22 protein-coding genes are annotated in these 22,745 nt (G+C 70.2%); 14 read left to right on the top strand and 8 right to left on the bottom strand.

Features of this window, described 5'->3' with window-relative positions; genetic code table 11:
• Nucleotides 1-14: 14 nt before the first annotated feature.
• Nucleotides 15-1,826: a feruloyl-CoA synthase gene (locus tag GXN78_RS13155; protein WP_106561038.1), complete on the top strand. Its 1,812-nt coding sequence runs from the start codon at nucleotides 15-17 to the stop codon at nucleotides 1,824-1,826.
• Between the two features lie 6 nt (nucleotides 1,827-1,832).
• On the opposite strand, the gene GXN78_RS13150 is transcribed toward GXN78_RS13155, so the two are convergent.
• Both GXN78_RS13150 and GXN78_RS13145 read right to left on the bottom strand, forming a co-directional pair.
• On the bottom strand, nucleotides 1,833-2,549 hold the full coding sequence (locus tag GXN78_RS13150; protein ID WP_106561048.1) for a GntR family transcriptional regulator: 717 nt from the start codon (nucleotides 2,547-2,549) through the stop codon (nucleotides 1,833-1,835).
• Nucleotides 2,550-2,629: 80 nt separating this feature from the next.
• Nucleotides 2,630-3,355: an aspartate/glutamate racemase family protein gene (locus GXN78_RS13145; protein ID WP_106561039.1), complete on the bottom strand. Its 726-nt coding sequence runs from the start codon at nucleotides 3,353-3,355 to the stop codon at nucleotides 2,630-2,632.
• 117 nt (nucleotides 3,356-3,472) lie between these two features.
• On the opposite strand from GXN78_RS13145, the gene GXN78_RS42205 reads away from it, so the two are divergent.
• The 10 genes from GXN78_RS42205 to GXN78_RS13100 all read left to right on the top strand — a co-directional run bounded on the left by GXN78_RS42205 (nucleotide 3,473) and on the right by GXN78_RS13100 (nucleotide 12,728).
• Nucleotides 3,473-3,982: a tripartite tricarboxylate transporter substrate-binding protein gene (locus tag GXN78_RS42205; RefSeq protein ID WP_343231014.1), complete on the top strand. Its 510-nt coding sequence runs from the start codon at nucleotides 3,473-3,475 to the stop codon at nucleotides 3,980-3,982.
• Entirely contained in the window at nucleotides 3,913-4,452 is a 540-nt protein-coding gene (locus GXN78_RS42200) for a tripartite tricarboxylate transporter substrate-binding protein (protein WP_343231013.1), read from the top strand. The genes GXN78_RS42205 and GXN78_RS42200 overlap by 70 nt, the downstream gene beginning before the upstream one ends.
• A gap of 47 nt (nucleotides 4,453-4,499) precedes the next feature.
• Complete coding sequence (locus GXN78_RS13135; RefSeq protein ID WP_106561040.1) at nucleotides 4,500-5,327, top strand: IclR family transcriptional regulator C-terminal domain-containing protein; 828 nt, start codon at nucleotides 4,500-4,502, stop codon at nucleotides 5,325-5,327.
• A 166-nt stretch (nucleotides 5,328-5,493) separates the two neighbouring features.
• A complete protein-coding gene (locus tag GXN78_RS13130; RefSeq protein ID WP_106561041.1) occupies nucleotides 5,494-6,552 on the top strand; it encodes a TRAP transporter substrate-binding protein in 1,059 nt (352 codons plus the stop codon).
• Between the two features lie 11 nt (nucleotides 6,553-6,563).
• Nucleotides 6,564-7,214 carry a TRAP transporter small permease gene (locus GXN78_RS13125; protein WP_106561049.1) on the top strand — a complete coding sequence of 217 codons (651 nt, stop codon included), beginning with the start codon at nucleotides 6,564-6,566 and terminating at the stop codon, nucleotides 7,212-7,214.
• On the top strand, nucleotides 7,211-8,503 hold the full coding sequence (locus GXN78_RS13120; RefSeq protein ID WP_106561042.1) for a TRAP transporter large permease subunit: 1,293 nt from the start codon (nucleotides 7,211-7,213) through the stop codon (nucleotides 8,501-8,503). The genes GXN78_RS13125 and GXN78_RS13120 overlap by 4 nt, the downstream gene beginning before the upstream one ends.
• Nucleotides 8,504-8,510: 7 nt before the next feature.
• Nucleotides 8,511-9,896, top strand: coding sequence for an amidase (locus GXN78_RS13115; protein WP_106561043.1), 1,386 nt, complete (start codon nucleotides 8,511-8,513; stop codon nucleotides 9,894-9,896).
• On the top strand, nucleotides 9,872-10,654 hold the full coding sequence (locus tag GXN78_RS13110; protein ID WP_239142693.1) for a fumarylacetoacetate hydrolase family protein: 783 nt from the start codon (nucleotides 9,872-9,874) through the stop codon (nucleotides 10,652-10,654). Before GXN78_RS13115 ends, GXN78_RS13110 begins: the two co-directional genes overlap by 25 nt.
• A 32-nt stretch (nucleotides 10,655-10,686) precedes the next feature.
• Nucleotides 10,687-11,457 (top strand): fumarylacetoacetate hydrolase family protein, encoded by a 771-nt coding sequence (locus GXN78_RS13105; protein ID WP_106561045.1) that lies wholly within the window; start codon nucleotides 10,687-10,689, stop codon nucleotides 11,455-11,457.
• A gap of 32 nt (nucleotides 11,458-11,489) precedes the next feature.
• Nucleotides 11,490-12,728 carry an aminotransferase class V-fold PLP-dependent enzyme gene (locus GXN78_RS13100; protein WP_164255439.1) on the top strand — a complete coding sequence of 413 codons (1,239 nt, stop codon included), beginning with the start codon at nucleotides 11,490-11,492 and terminating at the stop codon, nucleotides 12,726-12,728.
• 40 nt (nucleotides 12,729-12,768) lie between these two features.
• On the opposite strand, the gene GXN78_RS13095 is transcribed toward GXN78_RS13100, so the two are convergent.
• On the bottom strand, nucleotides 12,769-13,515 hold the full coding sequence (locus GXN78_RS13095; protein WP_106559722.1) for a hypothetical protein: 747 nt from the start codon (nucleotides 13,513-13,515) through the stop codon (nucleotides 12,769-12,771).
• A 112-nt stretch (nucleotides 13,516-13,627) separates the two neighbouring features.
• Nucleotides 13,628-14,191, bottom strand: coding sequence for a carboxymuconolactone decarboxylase family protein (locus GXN78_RS13090; protein ID WP_239142692.1), 564 nt, complete (start codon nucleotides 14,189-14,191; stop codon nucleotides 13,628-13,630).
• A 115-nt stretch (nucleotides 14,192-14,306) separates the two neighbouring features.
• Here GXN78_RS13090 and GXN78_RS13085 point away from each other — a divergent pair, with 115 nt between their 5' ends.
• Complete coding sequence (locus GXN78_RS13085) at nucleotides 14,307-14,627, top strand: helix-turn-helix domain-containing protein (protein ID WP_106559721.1); 321 nt, start codon at nucleotides 14,307-14,309, stop codon at nucleotides 14,625-14,627.
• Between the two features lie 56 nt (nucleotides 14,628-14,683).
• Entirely contained in the window at nucleotides 14,684-15,655 is a 972-nt protein-coding gene (locus GXN78_RS13080; protein ID WP_106559720.1) for a threo-3-hydroxy-L-aspartate ammonia-lyase, read from the top strand.
• A 3-nt stretch (nucleotides 15,656-15,658) separates the two neighbouring features.
• Here GXN78_RS13080 and GXN78_RS13075 read toward each other — a convergent pair whose 3' ends face one another.
• The 3 genes from GXN78_RS13075 to GXN78_RS13065 are packed head-to-tail and all read right to left on the bottom strand — an operon-like array spanning nucleotide 15,659 to nucleotide 20,345.
• Nucleotides 15,659-17,944 (bottom strand): LamG domain-containing protein, encoded by a 2,286-nt coding sequence (locus tag GXN78_RS13075; RefSeq protein WP_106559719.1) that lies wholly within the window; start codon nucleotides 17,942-17,944, stop codon nucleotides 15,659-15,661.
• Nucleotides 17,941-18,915 carry a Bug family tripartite tricarboxylate transporter substrate binding protein gene (locus GXN78_RS13070; RefSeq protein WP_106559718.1) on the bottom strand — a complete coding sequence of 325 codons (975 nt, stop codon included), beginning with the start codon at nucleotides 18,913-18,915 and terminating at the stop codon, nucleotides 17,941-17,943. Before GXN78_RS13070 ends, GXN78_RS13075 begins: the two co-directional genes overlap by 4 nt.
• 29 nt (nucleotides 18,916-18,944) lie before the next feature.
• A complete protein-coding gene (locus GXN78_RS13065) occupies nucleotides 18,945-20,345 on the bottom strand; it encodes an aspartate aminotransferase family protein (protein ID WP_106559717.1) in 1,401 nt (466 codons plus the stop codon).
• 71 nt (nucleotides 20,346-20,416) lie between these two features.
• Between GXN78_RS13065 and GXN78_RS13060 the strand changes: the two genes are divergently transcribed.
• Complete coding sequence (locus tag GXN78_RS13060; RefSeq protein WP_106559716.1) at nucleotides 20,417-21,331, top strand: LysR family transcriptional regulator; 915 nt, start codon at nucleotides 20,417-20,419, stop codon at nucleotides 21,329-21,331.
• Nucleotides 21,332-21,343: 12 nt separating this feature from the next.
• Here the strand turns inward: GXN78_RS13060 and GXN78_RS13055 are convergent, their stop codons facing one another.
• On the bottom strand, nucleotides 21,344-22,657 hold the full coding sequence (locus GXN78_RS13055; RefSeq protein WP_106559715.1) for an AsmA family protein: 1,314 nt from the start codon (nucleotides 22,655-22,657) through the stop codon (nucleotides 21,344-21,346).
• Nucleotides 22,658-22,745: the final 88 nt, after the last annotated feature.

Genomic DNA, 22,745 nt, shown 5'->3' with positions numbered 1-22,745 from the left:
CCAGGAGACAAGCGATGAAAGCCGAAGGCTTCTTCGACGACGAGACCCAGCTCGCCCCGCCCCGCACGATCCGCATCGACTTCGACGACGGCTCCTTCGCCCTGCGCTCGCCGGTCGCCCTCAAGCCCTACGCCCGCTGCATCGGCGAATGGCTGGAGCGCTGGGCGCGCGAGACCCCCGATGCGCTGGCGCTGGCCGAGCGCGACGAGAGCGGCGAGGGCTGGCGCAAGCTGGACTACCGCGCGCTGCGCCGCGCGGTCGGAGCCGTGGCGCAGAGCCTGCTCGACCTGGGCGTGCCGGCAGACAAGCCGGTCGTGATCCTCTCCGACAACGCGATCGACCATGCGGTGCTGATGCTCGCCACGATGCACATCGGCCGCACCGCCTGCTCGCTCTCCAGCGCCTATTCGCGCATGGCCAAGGACCCGTCGCGGCTGCACGGCATGCTGCAGGCGCTGGGGCCGGCGCTGATCTACGCCTCGGACGCAAAGATCTACGGCAGCGCGCTGGCCGGCTGCGGCGTCGAGGCCATCACGGTGTTCAGCCGCAACGCCGATGCGCATGCCGGCGCCCTCGCCTTCGAGCGTCTGCTGGCCACCGAAGAGACGCCGGCCGTGATGGAGGCCTTCGAGGCCATCCTGCCCGACACCCATGCCAAGTACCTGCTGACCTCGGGCTCCACCGGCAAGCCCAAGGTGGTGATCAACACCCACCGCATGCTGTGCGCCAACCAGCAGATGATTGCGCAGACCTGGCGCTTCCTGGACCAGGAGCCGCCGGTGCTGGTGGACTGGCTGCCCTGGAGCCACACCTTCGGCGCGAATCACAACTTCAACGTCGTGCTCTGCCATGGCGGCGCGCTCTACATCGACGAGGGCCGGCCGGCGCCGGGCCTGATCGAGAAGACGGTGCGTAACCTGCGGGAAGTGCGGCCCACGCTGATGTTCAACGTGCCGCGCGGCTTCGACATGCTGCTGCCCTTCCTCGAGGCCGATGAAGCGCTCGCTGCCGACGTGCTGTCGCGCCTGCGCCTGTGCTTCTACGCCGCCGCCGCGCTGGCGCCCTCGACCTGGCAGCGGCTGGAGGCGGTGGCGAAGCGTGCGCGGCCGGCTGCGCCGCTGTGGCTCACCACCTCCTGGGGCGCGACCGAGACCTCGCCGGCCATCACCTCGGCCCACTGGAAGCTCGAGGGCGCGGGCTGCATCGGCGCGCCGCTGCCGGGGCTGGAGCTGAAGTTCGTGTCCAACGGCGACAAGCTGGAGATGCGGGTCAAGGGCGTGTCGGTCTTCCCCGGCTACCGCAACGCGCCGCGCGAGACCGCGCAGGCTTTCGACGAAGAGGGCTACTACCGCATCGGCGATGCGGGCTACCTGGCCGACGCGAAGCGGCCCGAATGCGGCGTGATGTTCAACGGCCGCGTGGCCGAGGACTTCAAGCTCACGAGCGGCACCTGGGTCTCGGTGGGCACGCTGCGCGTGCAGCTGGTGTCGCGGCTGGCGCCGCTGGTGCAGGACGTGGTGATCACCGGCCACGACCGCGAGGCGGTGGGCATGCTGGTCTTCCCGAGCGCGCAGGCCGCGCAGCGGCCGCGCGAGGAGCTGGCGGCGGCACTGCTGCGCACGATGCGTGCCCTACGAGACGAGGGCGCGGGCTCTTCGCAGTGTCCGGTGTGCGCGCTGGTGCTGGCGACGCCGCCGGATATCGATGCGGGGGAGATCACCGACAAGGGCTACATCAACCAGCGCGCGGTGCTGAACCGGCGCGCCGCCGAGGTCGAACGCCTCCATGACGCCGCGCACGATCCCGAGGTCGTGCGCCTGGCGTAAGGCCGCTCAGCCCTTGAAGATCGCGGCCAGATCGACTTCCTCGGTCGCGCCATCGAGCTTCATGCTGCCCTCGATGTGCTCCAGGTGTTCCAGCATCAGCTTCTGGGCGCGCGCCGCGTCGCGCCTGGCGACCGACTCGATGATCTTCGAATGCTCGTCGGCCCGGCAGCTGACCGAGGTCGGCGCGTCGTAGAGAAAGATCATCAGGCAGGTCAGCACCGACAGCTCTCGCATGCTGCGCGCCAGCGCGGTATTGCCGGCCAGCTCGGCCGCGAGCGAGTGGAACTCGCCGGACAGGCGGATCACCGCGCGCTTGTCGTCGCGGCGCCGCGCATCGAGCTCGCGCTCTTGGTGCTCGCGCAAGCGCGCGAGCTTCTCGGGCGTGAGCGTCTCGACCAGCCGCCGCATCACGGCCGGCTCGATCAGCCGGCGCGCCTCGAACACGTCGCGCGCCTGCTCGATCGTGGGCTTGGCCACGTAGGCGCCGCGCTGCGGGAAGAGCTCGACGATCTGCTCGTGCGCGAGTCGCGCCAGCACCTCGCGGATGCGCGCGCGGCTGGCGCCGAAGATCTCTGCCAGCCGCTCCTCCCCCAGCTTGGTGCCGGGGTGCAGGCGGTGCTCGAGGATGGCGACGTAGATCTTTTCGTAGATCTCGTCCTGCGTGTTCTCGCGTTCGAGGCGGGCTGGCGTGGCGACGGGCTTGGGCGCGCGTGGAGTCGGCATCGGTGGATCGGGCGTGGCGAGCAGGTCCGGCGCGCGCCGCACGCATGCGTGGGAACGGGCGCCGGCGGAAGGGTCGCGCATTATCGCCAGCCGAACATCCCGCCCCAGCCGCGCACCTGCGCCGGATCAACGCCCGCCGCGCGCAGCTGGCCCCAGACCGTGGTGCTCACCGTGTCGAGCAGCGGGATGCCGAGCTCGGCCTCCACCGCCTCGGCCAACGGGGCCGCGCGCAGGTTGGTGCAGAAGGTGGTGATGGCCTCGGGCTTCGCCGTCGCAACCTCGCGCATCAGTTCCCGCAGGCGCTCGGGCTCGACCCCTGCGAAGTCATGGTTCACGCGGATGCCGAGATGGCGCTCGGCCACCACTTCGATGCCGATGCGACGGTAGTTGTCGACAATTTTCTGCTGCACGTCGCCGGTGTAGGGCGTGACCAGCGCCAGCCGCTTCACGCCGCGCAGCGCGAGCAGCTCGTTGAGGGCCAGCACCGCGGTGGTGGCGGCGACGCCGGTGCGCTCGCGGATGCGCTCGACCAGGCGCCGGTCGGCATCGAAGCCCAGCCAGCCCGAGGAGGTGCCGCTCCAGCCGATCACATCGACCTTCGCATCGGCCAGCAGCTCGGCTGCCGCCAGGATCTTGCTGTCGTCGAACTGCCCGAGGGCCTGCGCCGACAGCGCGATCTCGGTCACCTTGAAGCGCGAGAAGTGGGCGCTGCAGCCGGGGACGCAGGCCGCCAGCGCGCTCGTCAGCGGCTCCAGGGCGGTGTTGGACGAGGGCGTCAAGACGCCGAGGCGCAGGGTGTGGGACATGGGCTTCCTTCGATGATCAGATGTCGACATCAGTGTTATCACCATGTTCGACAACACGATTGTCAACGAATATGTCGACAACTTCAAAACATTTCGTTGACAAAAATTGACCGAATCATGCAAAGACGCCACTTCCTGAAGGCCGCCGGCGCGACCACCATCGCCTCGCTCGGCGCGCCCGGCGTGTTCGCGCAGACCTTGCCGAACACGCCCATCCGCCTCATCGTCGGCTTTCCGCCCGGCGGCGGCGCCGACGCGCTGGCGCGCGTGGTGGCGCAGAAGCTCACGGGCTTGTGGAACCAACAGGTGGTGGTCGAGAACAAGGCCGGGGTCTCCGGCACCCTCGCCGCCGAATACATGCTGCAGCAGCCAACCGATGGCAGCGCGCTCCTGCTGTCCAACATCAACAGCCACGCGCTCGCGCCGGCCGTGCGCAGCAACCTGCGCTACCAAGCCGATCGGGACTTCGCACCCATCGCGCTGCTGGGCGTCACGCCCAACCTGCTGATCACGAGCGCGAGCAATCCAATGAAGTCGGTGAAGGAGGTCGTCGCGCAGTGCAAGGCCCAGCCGGCAAGATCAGCTTCGGCTCGGCGGGACCGGGCACGATCCAGCACTTCGCGATAGAGAAGTTCAAGCTGCAGGCCGGCGTCGATGCGCTGCACGTGCCCTACAAGGGCAGCGGCCCGCTGCTGACCGACCTGATCGGCGGCCAGATCCTCTACACCTTCGAGACCATGACCGCGGCCACCCCGCACGTGAAGAACGGCCGCGTGGTGGCGCTGGCGCAGACCCGTGTCAAGCGCTCGAAGGCCTACCCCGGCGTGCCCACCATGCATGAGCAAGGCTTTCCCGAGTTCGAGACGATGAACTGGTACGGCATCTCGGGTCCCGCCAAGCTCCCAGCGGAGCTGGCGCGCCGGATCAACCAGGACGTCAACGCCGTGCTCGCGATGCCCGACGTGCAGGAGAAGTTCGAGAGCTTCGGCGTCGAGGACGGCGGCGGCACGATCGAGCGCTACGCCGAGTTCACCCGCGCGGAGCTCGCCAAGTGGGCGAAGGTCGCAAAGGACGCCAAGGTGTCGATCGACGGCTGAGAAGCCGCATACCTCCTTCCTGGCGTGCAATTTGCAAGGCGCACGCCATGACCGCCTCTCCCCGCCGCGCGCCCCGCAACGCCAGCCCGATCACCCGCATCGACCGCGATGGCGACAGCACGGTGCAGTCGCTCACGCGGGCGCTGCAGCTGCTGGAGGTGCTGGCCGAGGACGACGAGGGCTACCGCCTGGTCGACATCGCGGCACGCAGCGGGCTGTCCTCCTCCACCGCGCACCGCCTGCTCACCACGCTGGAGCAGCGCCAGTTCGTCCAGTTCGACCGCGAGACCAACCTCTGGTATGTGGGCGTGCGCTGCTTCTCGGTCGGCGCCGCCTTCGCTCGCCGACGCCGCATCGCTCAGCTCGCGCTGCCGGTGATGCGCCGTCTGCGCGACAGCAACGGCGAGTCGGTCAACCTCGGCATCGCCGACCTCGGCGACATCGTGTTCGTGACCCAGGTGGAGAGCCGCGAGGTGATGCGTGCCATCGGCAAGCCCGGCTTCCGCGCCCCGCTGCACGGCACTGCGATGGGCCAGGCGATCCTGGCCGCGATGGCCGAGGACGACGTGCTGCAGTACCTGCGCACCTACGGGCTGCCGAAGCTCACCGCCAACACCATCGCCCGCGCCTCGCGGCTGCACGAGACCCTGGGCGAGGTTCGGCGCGCCGGGTTTGCAATCGACGACGAGCAGAACGCGGTGGGGCTGCGCTGCATCGCCGCGGCGATCCGCGACGAGCATGGGCAGCCCTTCGGCGCGATCTCGCTGGTCGGGCCCACGCAGCGCATCCGGAGCGCCGACTTCGCTTCACTCGGCGCCACCGTGCGCGCTGCCGCCGACGAGATTACCGCCGCCTACGGCGGGCACCTGCGCTAGCGCGCTTCTATCGCGCGTCTTCCACCGGCGCACTGCGCCAAGTGCTTGATTTCAAACGGCTTCTGCCGGCTTTCCCGCAGCGCGGGAAAGTCCGCAGGCACGCCTTGCCGCGCGCTCCAATGGCATGCCGCTTCCGTCGTGTGCCACCCCCTTTCCAGGAGCCTTCATGCCGCTGCCCCACCGTTCCAAGACCTTCGCCGCCACGCTCGCGCTGGCGGCTCTCTTCGCACTGCCTGCCGCACAGGCGCAGGACAAGATCAAGCTCAAGGCCATCGGCCAACCCCTGGCTACCGGGCTGATCCAGAAGAACAAGGAACAGCCCTTCTTCGAGAACTTCGCTGCCCGCACCGGGCTGCCGATCGACGTCGACTACAAGCCGATCGACACGCTCGGCATCAAGGACACCGAGCAGCTGCGCGTCATGAAGGCCGGCCTGTTCGACCTGGTCTCGCTGCGCGTCTCGCAGAACTCGCGCGACGAGCCGACCATCCTCGGCCTCGACCTGGTGGGCGCCGCGCCCGACTACGCGACCGGCCGCAAGGTCGCCAAGGCCTATTTCGACACGGTCGATGCGCGGCTGCAGCAGCAGTTCGGCGTCAAGCTGCTCGGTGTGTGGCCCTTCGGGCCGCAGATCCTGTTCTGCAAGAAGCCGATTGCCAAGCTTGCCGATATCAAGGGCATGAAGGTGCGCGTGTACGACCAGAACCTGGCCAAGTTCATCGAGATGGTGGGCGCGACCCCGGTGCCGATCTCCTTCGCCGACACGCACCAGTCGCTGTCGCTCGGCGTCGTCGACTGCGCGATCACCGGCCCGAGCTCGGCCAACTCGGCCGGCTGGCCCGAGGTGACGACGCACCAGCTGCCGATCGGCTTTCAGATGGCGCTCAACGGATACGGGATGTCGATGAAGTCGTGGAAGGCACTGAATCCCGAGCAGCAGGCCAAGCTGAAGACCGCCTTCGACAGCCTGACCGACGAGGTCTGGAAGTATTCGGAAGAGCTGTTCCAGGACGCGCTGAACTGCAACGCCGGCAAGGACCCATGCACCACCGGCAAGAAGTTCAACCTGGTCAACGTGCCGGTCACGCCGACCGACCTCGAGCTGGTGCGCAGCGCGGTGAGCAAGGTCTCTCTGCCGGTGTGGGCCGAGGTCTGCGACAAGTCCAACGCCGGCTGCTCGAAAGCCTGGCAGTCCACCGTGGCCCCGGTGCTGGGGCTGAAGTGAGCGGCGCCGCCATGACGACTGCCCGGCAGGAACCGCTGGCCCCGCCCGCGCGCGCGGCGGTGCCCGCCAAGGCCGCCGACCTCAAGACACGCATCGAGACCGTGCTGGCCACCCTGTTCGGCGCGATCTTTCTCGGCCTGGCCGCCATCGTGACGACCGAGACCGCGGCGCGCAAGCTGTTCAACGTCTCGCTGCAGGGTGCCGACGAGCTGGGCGGCTACGCGCTGGCGGTGGGCTCGACCCTCGCCTTCAGCCTCGCGCTGATGGGGCGCAACCACATCCGCGTCGACGTCTTCCACGAGCGGTTCTCTGCACGCGCGCAAGCGCTGCTGAACTGGATCTCGATCGTCCTGCTGGCCACGTTCGCGCTGTTCATCGCCTGGGTCGCGTTCAAAGTGATCGGCGACACGATGGCCTACCGCAGCACGGCGCAGACGCCCTGGGCGACGCCGCTGATCATTCCGCAGAGCGTGTGGTATGCGGGCCTCGTGATCTTTGCGCTGATCGCCTGCGGCTTTGCACTGCGCGCGACGCGCCTGCTCCTGGCCGGCGACATCGCCACGCTGAACAGCGACTTCCATCCGAAGAGCGCGAAAGAGGAACTGAAGGAAGAGCTCGACGACCTTGCGCTGCGCCAGGAAGCCGAAGGGGTCAAGCCATGAACTTGATGCTCATCGGACTCGCGTTCTTCGCGATGCTCGCCATGATGCTGATCGGCATGCCGATCGCGGTCTCGATGGCGGTGATCGGCATCGTCGGCGGCATTGCCGCCTACGGGGTTCCGTTCATGGACTCGATCGCGCCGGTGGTCTGGGGCGTGCAGAACGAAAGCCTGCTCACCTCGATCCCGCTGTTCGTGCTGCTGGGCGAACTGCTGCTGCGCTCGGGCATCGCCGACCGCATGTACATCGCGCTGTCGGCCTGGCTCGGCCGCCTGCCGGGCGGACTGCTGCACACCAACATCGGGAGCTGCGCGCTGTTCGCCGCGACCTCCGGCTCCTCGGTGGCCACGGCGGCGACCGTCGGCACGGTCGCGCTGCCCTCGCTGCACAAGCGCGGCTATCCGATGCGCGCCTCGCTGGGTTCCCTGGCCGCCGGCGGCACGCTCGGCATCCTGATCCCGCCGAGCGTGAACATGATCGTCTACGGCTCGCTCACCAACAACTCCATCGGCAAGCTGTTCATCGCCGGCATCATCCCCGGCCTGCTGCTCACCGGCCTCTTCATGCTGTGGATCGCGGTCTCCAGCCTGGCCAGCGGCAAGGCGATGCGCGAGCCCAAGGTGCCGCTGGACCAGCGCCTGCGCTCGCTGGTGCACCTGGTGCCGCCAATGGTGGTGTTCGGCATCGTGATGGGCAGCCTGTACTTCGGCATCGCGACCGCGGCCGAGAGCGCGGCGCTCGGCGTGATCGCCGCGCTCGGCTTCGTCTGGCACTCGGGCAAGCTGAACTGGGAGCTGATGCGCAACTGCTTCGTCTCGACGGCGCGGGTGAGCGGGATGATCCTGCTGATCATTGCCGCCGCCTTCATCCTCAACCTGACGATCAGCCTGACCGGCGTGGCGGAGTCGATGACGAAATGGGTGGCGGGCCTCGGCCTGTCGGCCACCGGGTTGATCGTCGCGCTGATCGTGTTCTACCTGATCCTCGGCATGTTCATGGACGTGCTGTCGATGCAGGTCGCGACCATCCCGATCACCTACCCGATCGCGGTCGCGCTCGGCGTCGACCCGATCTGGTTCGGCATCTTCATCGTGCTGATGTGCGAGCTCGGGCTGATCACGCCGCCGGTGGGCATGAACCTGTTCGTGGTGCACGGCATCCGGCCGGACAAGGGCGGCATCCAGGACGCGATCTGGGGCGCACTGCCCTACGCGCTGATCATGATCCTCTTCACCCTGCTGCTGATGGCCGTGCCGCAACTGGTGACCTGGCTGCCGGCCCACATGTGAGGGCGCGATGAGCATCACCCCTGCGCTCTGGCAGCTCACGGCGACGCAGCTCGCGGCAGGCTTCCGGGAAGGCGCGTTCACGCCGACCCTGGCGCTCGCGGCCTGCCTGGCGCGCAGCGCCGAGGTCAACCCGCGGCTCAACGCGCTGGTTGCGCTGGATGCCGAGGGCGCGACCCATGCCGCCGAGCAGAGCAGCGCGCGCTGGCGCGCCGGCCGCGCGCTCGGTGCGCTCGACGGCGTGCCCGTGACGATCAAGGACAACCTGCACGTGCGCGGCCTGCCCACCCACTGGGGCAGCCAGGCGCTGGCCGGCCTCGTGGCCGAACGCGACGAGTTGCCGGTGACGAAACTGCGCGAAGCGGGCGCGGTGATCTTCGGCAAGACCAACGTGCCCGAGTTCACCATGCAGGGCTACACCGGCAACCCGGTGTTCGGCGAGACGGGCAACCCGTGGAATCCGGCGCTGACGCCCGGCGGCTCCTCGGGCGGCGCGGTCGCGCTGGTGGCTGCGGGCGGATGCCCGATCGCGCTCGGCACCGACGGCGGCGGCTCGATCCGGCGGCCCGCCTCGCACACCAACCTGGTCGGACTGAAGCCTTCTCGCGGCCGCGTGCCGCGCAGGGGCGGACTGCCGCCGATTTTTCTCGACTTCGAGGTCGCGGGCCCGCTGGCGCGCTGCGTGGACGACGTGGCCGCGGTGATGCAGGTGATCGGGCGCGGTGCGGTGCAGCAGGGGCCGGCGGCGCCCGCGCGCATTCTCCATATCCCGCGCTTCGGCGATCACCCGGTCGATCCGTCGATCGCGAAACTCACCGACGCCGCAGCGCGTCAGCTCGCCGCGCTGGGCCATGACGTCACGACGGCCGATCGCTTCGAGATGGCGGAGGCGGTCAATCAGCGCTGGCCGCTGCTGTCGCAAGTCGGGCTGGCGTGGCTAGTCGCGCATCCGCAGGCGCTGTCGTCGATGCGTCCCTTCGATCCGGCCTCGTTCGGCAGCACCATGCAAGCCAACGCAGCCGCCGGCCGCGACGCATCGGCACTCGCGCTGTTCGACCTCCTGTTCGAGATCGAACGCCTGCGCATCGAGCTGGCGAGCCTGTTCGAGCGGTACGACTTCCTGTTGACGCCGGCAGCCGCGGCGCTGCCGTGGCCGGCTGGTGAAACGCATCCTCCACGCATCGATGGCCGCGAGGTCGGTCCGCGCGGGCACGCTGTCTTCGCCGGCTTCGTCAACGCGGTCGGCCTGCCGGCGATAGCGCTGCCCTGCGGCTTCGCGCAGGGGCTGCCGGTCGGCCTGCAGCTGGTCGGGCGCGAAGGCGAGGACGACGCACTGCTCGCCCTGGCGCGCGCCTTTGAGCGAGCTCATCCGTGGCAGCGCTTCCCCGAGCTGTGACGCAGGCAGCGGCCACCGTCACGCCGGCCACCGCCGCGCGCGCGCTGTTCGTGGCGCGGCGTGACGGGCGGCGCGTGCCCTCGGCGCTGGTGCAGCCCGCGGATTGCCTCGAGGCCTACGCCATCCAGGACGCGACCCTGGCTGCCATCGGCACCGTCGGCGGGTGGAAGGTCGGCGCGCGCGCCGGCCAGACGCCGACCTGCGCGCCGCTGCCGGCCGAAGGGCTGCTCCCCGACGGCGCCTTCCTGACCGGGCCGGCCTGGCGGCTGCGCGGCATCGAGGTCGAGGTGGGCTTCCAGCTCGGCGTCGACCTGCCGCCGCGCGCGGCGCCCTACACCCGGGACGACGTGGCCTTTGCCGTACACGCCGTGCTGCCGGTGATCGAGGTGGTGGAGACTCGCCTGGCCGACTGGCTCGGCGCCGGCCCCCAGGCGCAGCTGGCCGATCTCCTGAGCCACGGTGCGCTGGTGCTGGGCCAACGCCAGCCCTTCGAGCCGGCGTGGTTCGACCTCGCGAACGTCGAGACCGTGCTGCGCTTCGGCCCGCAGATCGTGGCCCACACCGTGGGCGGGCATCCGAGCCCGGATGCGGGCGCGCTGCTCGAATGGCTGGCCAATCATTGCGCGGCGCGGGGCGCCGGGCTCAAGGCGGGCCAGGTCATCACCAGCGGCTCGTGCACCGGCTTGCTGTTCGCCTCCCAGGGCACGAAAGTGCAGGTCGAGATCGGCGGGCTCGCGGCCTTGAGCGTGTCGTTCTAGCCTTGCTGCCACCGAACCCAAAAGGAATGGAAATGAAATTCTCGAACATCGATGCAGTGGCTGCCGCGCTGGTGCGCGCACGCCGCGATCACCTGCCGGCCGACGCGGCATCGCTGGCCGCGGCGCTCGCGAACGCGGCCGACGCCTACGCGGTGCAGCAGCGCGTGGCGGGCGAACTCGGTTGGTTCGATGGCGCATCGCCGCGCCACTGGAAATCGGGTGGCCCGTCGCGCGATGCGGTGCTGACGCATGCGCCGCTGCCGCCGGCCGGCGTCTGGGCCAGCCCGGCCCGAAGCGGCGCCTGGCCCTTCCACCTGCGCGGCATCGAAGCCGAGGTGGCCTTGCGGCTGGCGCGCGATGTCGATGCCGCGCTCGCCGCCACGCTGGACGCGGACAGCGCGCGCACGTTGGTCGATGCGATGGCCGTCTCGATCGAGCTGGTCGACTCGCGCTGGCGCGAAGCGCTGGAAGCGCCCGCGCTGTGCAAGCTGGCCGACCTGCAGTCGCACGGCGCGCTGGTGCTCGGCGACTGGATGCCGTTCGAGGCGCGCGACTGGCGCGCCCAGACCTGCCGCGTGCGGATCGGCGCGCAGGCGCCGGTGGAGCGGCGCGGCACCCATTCGCTCGGCGACCCCGCCTTCCTGCTGCCGGCGTGGCTGCGCCATGCAACGCGCGACGACAGCATTCTCTCGGCCGGCACCGTCGTGACCACCGGCACCTGGGTGGGCATTCTTCACGCGGCCGAGGGCGACCTCGTCACGGCCGAGTTCCCGGGCATCGGACAGGCGTCCGTGCAGTTGTAGACCCTATGCGCAACAGCGAAAGAAGGAGACCCATGATCGCTCTCGACAACCATCCCAGCGGCCGCCATTTCCTGCAGATTCCGGGCCCCAGCCCGGTGCCGGACCGCATCCTGCGCGCCATCAGCCTGCCCACCATCGACCACCGCGGGCCCGAGTTCGGCGCGCTGGGGCTGAAGGTGCTGGCGGGCATCCGGCAGGTGTTCCAGACCCGGCACCCGGTGGTGATCTATCCGGCCTCGGGCACCGGCGCGTGGGAGGCGGCGCTCGCCAACGTGATGAGCCCGGGCGATGCGGTGCTGATGTACGAAACGGGCCACTTCGCCACGCTATGGCAGAAGATGGCACTGCGCCTCGGACTCGAGCCCGAGTTCCTGGCCCTGCCGGGCGTCGACGACACGGGGCTGCCGCGCAGCTGGCGCCACGGGGTGCAGGCCGACCTCGTCGAGGCGCGGCTGCGCCAGGACACGCAGAAGAAGATCCGTGCGGTGTGCGTGGTGCACAACGAGACCTCCACCGGCGTGACCTCCGACATCGCCGCGGTGCGCCGCGCGATCGATGCGGCCGGGCATCCGGCCCTGTTGATGGTGGACAGCATCTCGGGCCTGGCCAGCGCCGACTACCGCCATGACGAGTGGGGCGTGGACGTGACGATCAGCGGCTCGCAGAAGGGGCTGATGCTGCCGCCGGGGATCAGCTTCAACGCGCTGTCGCCCAGGGCGCTGGAACGCAGCAAGTCGGCGAAGCTGCCCAAGGCCTTCTGGGCCTGGGACGAGATCGTGGAGATGAACCAGAGCGGCTACTGGCCCTACACGCCCAACACCAACCTCTTGTACGGCCTGGCCGAATCGCTGGACATGCTGCTGGGCGAGGGCCTGCCGCAGGTGTTCGCGCGCCACCAGCGCTGGGCCGCGGGGGTGCGCGCTGCCGTGCAGGCCTGGGGCTTGCCGACGCAATGCGCCGACCCGGCGGTGCATTCGCCGGTGCTGACGGGCGTGATCACGCCCGAGGGGGTGGATGCCGACGCGCTGCGGCGCCTGATCCACGAGCGCTTCGACCTCTCGCTGGGCACCGGCCTGGGCAAGCTCAAGGGCCGCATGTTCCGCATGGGCCACCTGGGCGACAGCAACGACCTCACGCTGGTGGCCATGGTGGCCGGCGTGGAGATGGGGCTGAAGCTCGCGGGCGTGAAGTTCGCGGGCGGCGGCGTGCAGGCGGCGATGGCGTATTTCGCGAGCCACGCGGCGCCGGCGGCGCTGAAGAAGGCGGCCTGAAGGCGGGCAGCCGACCGAGCAGGCGCCGCTACTCGCATTCCTACATCAGCCAGCGCGCGTTGCCCCGCCCCGCGGTCCGATCCAGCACGCCGTAAGGCAACGGCAGCGACGCGGTCGTGCGACTGGCCTGGAGCACGGCGCGGTCGGTCTCCACTTCGTGGAAGCAGGCCAGCATCGCGTTCACGCCGGGCGCCCGGCCCGCCTGCGTGCGCCAGGCCGGCCATTCATGGTCCATCTGGGCGCAGAGATCGTTCCAGGTCTCGGCCAGGGCCGCCCAGGACACCAGTTCGGGGTCGGCCACGCGGCGTGCGAGCTGATGCAGCGCGCGTTGCAGCACAGAGACCTGCTCCACCAGCAGGCGGCAGCGCCGGAACTCCTGGGCATCGCGCGGCAGGTCCAGCGCGGCGCCGCCGTAGTGAGGCGGGCGCACGCCGGTCAGCAGCGTGAAGAGCGCCAGGCTCGACAGGCCCTGCTCGCCGGCGGCCAGCCAGCGCACTGCCTGCGCGTCCAGCCGGCGCGCCGCGCGGCCCAGTTGCGCGCGCACCCGGCCGGTGGCCGCGGCGGTCTCCTGCTCGCGGACGCGCGCCAAGCCCTCGGGCGGGCCGATGACGGCCGTGGCGCCCAGCATGCGCGCCACGTCGGCATGCAGCACATGCAGATCGCTCGCCCCGCGCAGCAGGCGCAGCCAAGTGCCCAGCGGCATGTGGCCGTACACGATCGTGCAGCCTTCGCGCTGCAGGATTCGGTAGTTCGGCGCGCCCTCGGGCGCTGGCTTCCACATGCTCATGCCTGCATATCGGCAGGCCAATGGCCGGCGAACAGGGCATCGGTGGAAAAAATGCGACGGGTGCCGCGCAGGTCGTGCTTGCGCCAGCGTCATCCCCGAAGCGGCCGCGATGTCACCAGCGCGCCGCCCACGGTTCCAGGGGCACGCGCGCCACCTTGCACACATAGCTGATCGCGTGGTACCAGCCAGCCAGCATCAGCAGCTCGATGCGCTGCGGCTCGCTCCACTGGGCCGACAGCGCCTGCCAGAGCGCATCGTCGACGTCGGCCTTGTCGTGCAGCGCGTCCGCCAGCTCGATCAGCAAGCGATCGCGCGGCGCAAGGCCGTCGAGAGCGGCATCGGCCGAGACGATGGGCTCGCGTTCGCGCTCGCCCAACCCCGCGGCCTGCGCGAACGCGGCCCAGTGAACGCCCCACTCGTACTCCGCCCCGCAGCGTGCGCACACGCGCAGGATGACGATCTCCCGGTCGCGCAGCGGCAGCGTGGCCTTGCGGCCCAGCAGGTAGCCGCCCCATGGCATGGAGCGCTCGGCCAGCGCAGGATTGACGGCCAGCACGCGGAACAGCGCGAGGATCTCGGGCGCATCGGGTGGCGTCATCTTCTTCAGCAGCGCATCGAGCTCCTCCGGATAGGGTGGCGCGAGTGGCGCAATGCGTGGTGCGGGCTGGGTGGTCACGGGCGACTCCTCTGGCTAGAATGGTTTCGATTGCTACGGATTTCGTAGCGCCCGAATGCAGTCTACCGCTACGGATTTCGTAGCGCAAGAACGCCCACGACATCGTCTCGCCGCCATGCCCGCTCCTGCTCCCGACGCCGCCCATCTCACCGCCCGCCGGCCCATCATGGCGCTGCTCGAACAGCTGGGGCGCAAGGGCACGCTGCGCATCCTGTGGGAGCTGCGCGACGGCTCGCCGCAGAGCTTTCGCGCGCTGCAGGCGAATGCGGGCGAGATGTCGCCCTCGGTGCTCAACGACCGGCTCAAGGAGCTGCGCGCGCTGTTGATCGTCGAGCTGGCCGAGGCGGGCTATGCGCTCACCGAATCGGGCACGGAGCTGGTCAAGCGACTGAAGCCGCTGAACCAGTGGGCCGACCGCTGGTTCGAAGGGCTTTGACGAGGCTTCGACGATTTGTCCAGTTATGGATAATCAGTCCAATACAGGAGTACCCCATGCCAGACACCCTGAAGCTCCCCACTTTCGACGATGTCGCTGCGGCCGCCCGCCGCATCGAAGGCCATGCCCATCGCACCCCCGTGCTACGTTCGCGCACGGCCGACGAGGAACTGGGCGCGCAGCTCTTCTTCAAGTGTGAGAACCTGCAGCGCATGGGCGCCTTCAAGTTCCGCGGTGCCTTCAACGCGCTGTCGAAGTTCGACGAGCAGCAAAGGCGCGGCGGCGTGGTGGCCTTCTCCTCCGGCAACCATGCGCAGGCCATCGCGCTGGCGGCCCGCATCCTGGGCATGCCCGCCACCATCGTGATGCCGCACGACGCGCCGGCCGCGAAGGTGGCGGCCACCAAGGGCTATGGCGGCCAGGTGGTGATCTACGACCGCTACAAGGACGACCGCGAGCAGATCGGGCGCGAGCTGGCGCAGAAGCACGGCATGACGCTCATCCCGCCCTACGACGATCCGGACGTGATGGCCGGCCAGGGCACGGCGGCGAAGGAGCTGTTCGAGGAAACCGGCCCGCTCGATGCCCTGTTCGTGCCGCTGGGCGGCGGCGGGCTGCTGTCCGGCACGGCGCTGTCCACGCGCGCGCTCGCGCCGCAGTGCAAGCTCTACGGCGTGGAGCCCGAGGCGGGCAACGACGGGCAGCAGTCCTTCCGCAGCGGGAGCATCGTGCACATCGACACGCCCAAGACCATCGCCGACGGCGCGCAGACGCAGCATCTGGGGCAGCACACCTTCCCCATCATCCGCCGCGATGTCGACGACGTGCTGACGGCGAGCGATGCACAGTTGGTCGAGGCCATGCGCTTCTTCGCCACGCGCATGAAGCTGGTTGTCGAGCCCACCGGCTGCCTGGGCTTCGCGGCCGCGCGCGAGATGAACGCACAGCTGCGCGGCCTGCGCGTGGGCGTGCTGATCAGCGGCGGCAATGTCGACGTGGAGCGCCTGGGCGCCCTGCTCGCGGGCTGAGCTTCACTCCCTGGGCTGCACGCCGAAGCGGTGCAGCACGTTGCGCAGCAGCCGGCCGAAGACCGGATCGCTGCCCAGCACCCAGGCCGCGCCCACCGCGCCGGCGTGGAACACGCGGCCGCCCTGGGGCCGCTCCCAGTAGATCATCTCGGCTGACAGGCCATCGAGCGACTCGGTGAGATTCGAGAAGCAGTCGAGGTAGGCATCGAGCCGGCCGGGCACGCGGCGGATGCCCTGCGCGATGACCTCGATGCCCTCTTGCGGCACGGGGAGCGACGCGCCCGGCGGCACCTGCTTCGTCATGCGCGCGAGCGTGGCGATGGTGAGGTCCCACTCGTGGCCGATCGCGCGCGGCAGCCCCCCGCCCGGCGCATGGCCGAAGGTCTGGCCCTCGGCGAGGCCCAGCGGATGCGGCTCGTTGAACAAGGCATGCCGCGGCTGCGTGACGTGGTAGGCGCCGAAGTCCTCGCCGTCGGCGAAGGCCCAGCCCGCGGTCTCCAGGCCGATGATGTCCGCGGCCGCCCGGCCCGAGGCCTTGAGGCGGCCGCCGCGCGCCCAGTCTTGGCTGTGGAACTGCTCGCCGAAGGGGCCGGCAGGCGGGCCCAGCGGCGGCGCCGTCTCGTCGTGATCGGGGCCGTTGACCTTGCGCTGCTCCATCACCGTCAGGTCCTCGTCGTAGCTCACGCGCAGGTACATCGTGTTGCCCGACAGCACGATCGCGCTGCCGCCACGGCGCAGGTAGTCGTCCAGTCCGTCGACGGCGGGGGTCGACCAGTACTCGCTGTGGCCGTTGACGAACACGGTCCGGTAGCGCGCGAGCAGCGACGGGTCGCGGTGCAGATCGATGTCGCCGATCACATCGAAGTCGTAGCCCTCGCGCTCCAGCCACACGTGAAGACGGCGTTCGAGCCGCGTCCACTGGCTGAAGCCGCTGCCCTCGGGGTCGTACAGGGCGTTGGGGCTCGCGTTGGGCCAGGGCATGCGCAGGCCGACCTGGTAGCAGGGTTGGCCGGCGTGGTGGTCCGTGTAGCTGCAATAGGCCGGGGCCTCCGGGTGGCAGCTCTCCAGGCCCGCCGAGCGGCGCGGCCATATGGGATCGTCCACCACGTTCTTCGCGAAGGGCGTGCTCGCGTAGGCCAGCCAGCTGCTGACGGCGCACAGCACGAGGATGGGCGCAGGCGCGGCATGCGCGGGCTTGCGGACGATGAAGCTGATGTCGTAGTCGGCGTCGCGGCCTTCGAGCTCGAAGCGCAGGCGGCCCACGTAGAGGCCGGGCTTCGCATCCTCCGGGATGCGGAACTCGTGCGTGGCGTCCCAGCGGCAGTCGTAGAGGTCGTCGCTGGCCAGGCGCAAGCCGTGGCCGCGCGTGGGATCGCTGAAGGGGTCGTAGGCCGATTCGGCGTCTTCATGCGCCCCGAGCTTGGCCGGCTCGAAGGCCGGGCCGACGATCATCCAGGTGCCGTGGTTGACGATGCGGCCGGTGCGCTGATGGCCGCTCGCATCGCCCACCTGCGCGCCGCGCTCTTCGCGCAAGGGCCAGCAGGCCAGTACCGAGCGGCCGGTGGCGGCGACCAGGCCGCACTCGGCAAAGCGCTGCGCGATCTCCTCCGGTTCGAGGGCGCGGTCGTAGAGCACCGGCATCAGCAGGTCGGCGTCGAGAAGCAGATCGGCCAGGCCGTCGACGGCGCCGGCGCCCAGGCGCAGCGGTGCCGGCCCGGGCCGCACCTCCTGCGCAGCCTCCCATTGCCCGGCCTGCACGCCATCGATCCACAGCGCGGCCACCCGACCGTTCCACGTGGCGGCCACGTGCTGCCAGCGCCGCGCGACCAGCCGGCCCCGGGCTTGCAGCGCATCGGCGCGGAAGGCGCCGCCATCGCCGAGATGGAAGCCCAGCGCGCCGCCCTCCTCGATGAAGAGGCCCCAGCCGCAATGCGCGGGGAAGTCGTACTGGCCCATCAGGCTCTGCCGCGTGTCGATGCGCCAGGGTTTGACCCAGCATTCCACCGTCAGGCCGCGCAAGGGCAGCGCGGCGGGCAATCCCTTGTCGACATGCACGTAGGAGCCCGGATGGATGGGCTGCACCCGCGCTGGCGACGGTGCGAAGCGATGCAGCACCTGGTCGTCGCTGCGCCCTTCCACGTCGCTGCCCAGGCGACAGACCGAGAGGCGATAGGCCCGGTCGCTGCTCACATGGAAGCGCAGCAGCTCCCCGGCCGCCACGCTCTTGTGGTCGGCATAGCCATGAACGCCGGGAAGATGAAGCGCCTTGTGTGCGGGTATGCAGCTCATTCGGAGGTGAAGCCCGAGGCCTTGACCACCGGCCCCCAACGCTTGAGGTCGTCCTCGATGAGCTTGCCGAGCTCTTCCCCGCTGCTCGGGTGCGGGTCGCTGCTGAGCTTGCGCAGGCGCTCCTGCACCTCCTTGTCGGCGAGCGCCTTGCCCAGTGCCGCATGCAGTTGGTCGACGATGGGCTTGGGCGTTCCGGCGGGCACGAACAGGCCGGTCCATTCGAGGTTGTCGAAATGCGGCTGGCCCAGCTCCTTGAGCGTGGGCACGTCGGGCAGCAGCGCGGCCCGCTTCGCGCCATTGACTGCCAGCACCTTGAGCTTGCCGCTCTGCTGGTGGGCCACGAGGTCGGCGATGGGCAGGATGCCGGCCGCGATCTGGTCGCCCAGCAGGTCCTGCACCAGCGGCGCGGCGCCGCGGTACGGCGCGGCCACCAGGTTGGTCTTGGCCTCGGTGCCGAGGCGGTAGCCCATGAACTGCGCGACGCTGCCCGGCGCGGGCACGCCGTAGCTGGCCTTCTGCGGATCGGCGCGCGCGATGTCCAGCCACTGCTTCACGTCCCTGGCCGGCAGCGCGGCAGGCACGGCGATGCCTTCGTAGAAGCTGGCGATGCGGCCCACGGCCTTGAAGTCCTTCACCGGGTCGTAGCGCACCGACTTCGAGGTCAGCGGCAGCATCACCATCATGTGCATGTTGGCCAGCAGCACGGTGAGGCCGTCCGGTGCGGCGTTGCGCACGTAGTCGGCCGCGATCTGGCCGCCGGCGCCGGTGCGGTTGTCGACGACCACGGTGGTGCCGAGCTCGGCCGCGAGCTTGTCGGAGAGCGTGCGCGCCTGCACGTCGGCGGAGCCGCCGGCGGGGTAGCCGACGATCAGCTTGACGGGGCCCTTGTTCGTGGCGATCTGCGCGGGCGCTGCGGCGGCGAAGACAAGGGTCGCGCAGGCGAGCGCGGTCTGCAGAAGTCGATGGATCATGGTGGGACCTTCGGGGGATGGAAAAAGGGTCAGGCCGCGAGGCCCTTGCGCGCGATCTCGTCGGCGAGGTCCGCGAGCGACTTCTGGAGCAGTTCGGCCAGCGTATCGATCTCGGCCTCGCTGATGGTGAGCGGCGGCGTGATCATCTGGAAGTCGCCGAAGGCGCCGAGGTTGGCGCGCCGGTTGTAGAGCGCGATGCCGTGCTTGAGGCCATGCTCGGTAAGCCGCGCCGGCGCGTTGAAGGCCACGGGCAGCTGGCGCCTGGTGGACTTGTCCGCCACGATCTCAATGGCCGTCAGCAAGCCCTTGCCGCGCACGTCGCCGACGATGGGCGAGCGCGCCGCGATCTCGCGCAACCGCGCCATGAGCAGCTCGCCCCGGTCGCGCGCCCGCGCGATCAGATCCTGTCGGATCACCTCGTCGACCACCGCATGGGCGACCGCGCAGGAGAGCGGATTGGTGAAGTAGGTGTGGCCATGCACGAAGCCACCGCTGCCGGCCACCGCGTCGACGATGCGATCGGGCGCCAACAGGCAGCCCAGCGGGGTATATCCCGCGGCCAGCCCCTTGGCGAGCGTGACCAGGTCGGGCCGCGCCGCGGGCCAGTGATGCGCGGCGAGGAAGGCGCCGGTGCGGCCGGCGCCGCTCATGATCTCATCGTAGATGACGAGCACGCCATGGCGGTCGCAGATCTGCCGCACGCGCTCGAAGTACGCGGCCGACGAGACGACCGCGCCGGTCGACAGGCCGCCGATGGGTTCGAGGATGAAGGCGAGCACCGTCTCGGGGCCTTCGCGCAGGATGGCCTGCTCGAGTGCGTCGGCGCAGGCCATCTCGAAGGAGGCCACCGTGTGCCCTTCCGGCACGCGGTAGGACAGCGGCGCCGGCACCTTCGGCATAGAACGGATCATCGGGCCGTACAGCCCCAGCGTGTTGGCATCGCCCGTGACCGCGAGCGCGCCCAGCGTGGAGCCGTGGTAGCTGGGGTCGCGCGAGATCACCTTGCTGCGGCTGCCCTGCCCCGTGACCACCGCGTACTGGCGCGCCAGCTTGATGGCCGACTCGTTGGCCTCCGAGCCGCCCGAGACGAAGAAGGCGCGATCGAAGCCCTCGCCCGCCATCGCGCAGACGCGGTCGGCCAGCGCGATGTTGTGCTCGCTCTCGAAGAAGCGCGGGTAGGCGAAGCTGACCTTGGCCGCCTGCTCGGTCATCGCGGCCAGCACGCGCGGGTTGCCGTGGCCGATGTTGGCGACCACCGCGCCGGCGGTGGCGTCCAGGTAGCGCTTGCCGTCTGCGTCCCACAGGAAGACGCCCTCGCCGCGCGCGATGCGCGGCGGGCGTGGCGCGCCCTTGGGTGCGTAGAAGCCGAGGACGGTGCCGCCCTGGGGCGTGTCGCCGACGGTGCGAACGATGGGAGCCGGGTTGTTCATGCGCGGACGATACGAACAGAGCGCCCTGCCGGGTAGACGTATCAAGCGATGAAGTGCTATACGTCACGCGCATGAAGTACGCACACGACCGCCTGGACCTGCTCGAGACCTTCATCCGCATCGGCGAGGGCGGATCGCTGAGCAAGGCGGCGCGGCTGCTCGGCACGACGCAGCCGACGGTGAGCCGGCGCCTGCTGGAGCTGGAGCGCCTGCTGGGCTGCAAGCTGGCGCTGCGCACCACGGCCAGCTTCTCGCTCACCGACGAGGGCCGTTCGCTGCTGGCCGAGGCGCATGACCTGACGGATCGCTGGTCGGGCCTGTCGCACCGGCTGTCGGGCGGCCAGAGCCGGCCCGAGGGCACCTTGCGGGTGATCGGCCCCTCGGGCTATGGCACGGGCTTCCTGACGGACGCGGTGACGGACCTGCGCGCCGCGCACCCCGGCCTGCGCATCGAGCTGACGCTGACCGATCGCGTGGTCGACCTCGCGGCCTCGGGCGCAGAGTGCTGGGTCTGCGTGGGCGATGTGCGCGACCCCGGCCTGGTGAGTCGCCACCTGGGCGCGATGGAGCGCGTGCTGATCGCCACGCCGGCCCTGCTCAAGCGCACCGGCCCCGTCACGCTGGCGCGGCTGCCCTCGCTGCCCTGCGTGGGCCTGGTGCCCTATGTGGAGGGCAGCGTACGCCTGCTCGACCGGTCCGGGCGCTCGCGCATGGTGCGGTTGGACACGCCGATCAAGACGGACAGCCTGCTGTCGAGCTACCGCGCGATCCTCAATGGCGCGGGCATCGGCGCCGCCGCGCCGTGGATGTGCCATGCGGACATCCAGGCCGGCCGGCTCAAGCGGGTGCTGCCGCGCTGGTGGCTGGAGCCGATCGGCATCCACGTCGCGCTGCCGCCGGGGCTGTACAGGCCGGCGCGGGTGACGGCCTTCATCGAGGCATTGAAGCAGCGCATGCATGCGCTGCCGGGCTTCAAGCCGGCTTGACGGAACTCCGACTCAACGCGCCTTGGACGGCGCGGGCTGCTGCGGCTTCTTCTTGTCGTCCTCGCCGCCGAACAGCTTCTCCACCTGCTGCCCGACACGCGCGCCGATCGCGGTGCCCACGCCCGGCAGCACGGCCGTGCCCACCGCGGCGCCGGCCAGCGCGCCGCCGGTGAGCGACAGCTGCGGTTCATCGAGCGTGCCGGCCAACTTGAGCGGCACGCCGACGACGCCATCGACCAGGTCGATCGCCATCTCGCCGTTCAGGCGGCGATTGAGCACGCTCGCGCTGCCGCTGGCGCTGAGCAAGCCCGAGCGCGCCTGCAGGTCGGTGTAGCGCAGCAGGATGCCGTCTCCGGTGTTCTGCGTCTCGAGGGTGCCCGTGAGCTCGTCGAGCACCGTCTGGCCGCCGCGCCCGGCATTCGGCGCGCCGACCACCTTCGACAGGTCGAAGCCCTTGAGCGTCGCGGGACGCATGGCGAAGCGGGTGCGGGTGTTGAGGTGGCGGATCAGCTCGCCGACGTTGTCGCCCTCGCTGCGCACTTCGGTGCGGCCGTCGAAACGACCTTCGATCGCCTGGTGCCGGCGGAAGGCGCTCACCAGCTGGCCCACGTCCACGCCGCGCGGCTCCAGCTCGGCGGTGATGCGCATGCGACCCTTCTCGAGCGTCTGCAGTTCGGCCTGGCCGTTCCAGGTGCCGCCGCCGGCGTCGATCTGGACGCGCCAGCGGTCTTCCTCGCCCTCGCGCGCGAGGCGCAAGCGCGTGGTGGGCGACACGCCCGGGCGCCGCACTTCCGCCTCGCGCGGCCGCCAGCCGGGGTCGAAGCGCAGCTCGGCATCGTAGGCGAGCGCGATGTCGCGGCGGTTGATCCACACGATGTCCTCCAGCCGCAGCCGCTCGACCGGGATCTCGGCCAGGGTCCAGGCGCCGGCCAGCATGCCGGGGACCTCGTCCGCCTGCCAGCGGCCGCGGAAGGCGCGCACCGAGGCCCGTGGCAGCACGGCGCCTTCGACCTCGACGGCCTCGATGGCGATCGAGCGGCGCCACAGCGCGGCGAGCCGCGGCCGCAGGACCACGCGGCGCACGGTGATCGGCCGCGGCTGCTCGGTCGCGAGATCGTGCAGCACCACGACCGGCGTGGGACGCAGGGACCAGCTCGCGCTACCCACGCGCAGGCCGATGCCGCTGGCGCGCTCGAAGCTCTCGCTGACCCGGGCTGCGAGCGCCTCGTCGCTCGGCAGCAGGCGCCAGGCGAACCAGCCCAGGGCGCCCAGGAGCAGCAGCACCGCCACGCCGGTGCCGATGAGCCATCGTCGGGTTCGCGTCATCGCCAGAGCTTGAGTCCCGGGGTGGCTTGGCCATGTCGTCTGGGGACGACCGGTGATGTCAGGGTCAGTCGCTATAGTTTTGACCCAC

The organism is Variovorax sp. WS11, assembly GCF_010499245.1.
GTDB lineage: Bacteria > Pseudomonadota > Gammaproteobacteria > Burkholderiales > Burkholderiaceae_C > Variovorax.
This window is presented reverse-complemented; position numbering and strand designations above follow the sequence as displayed.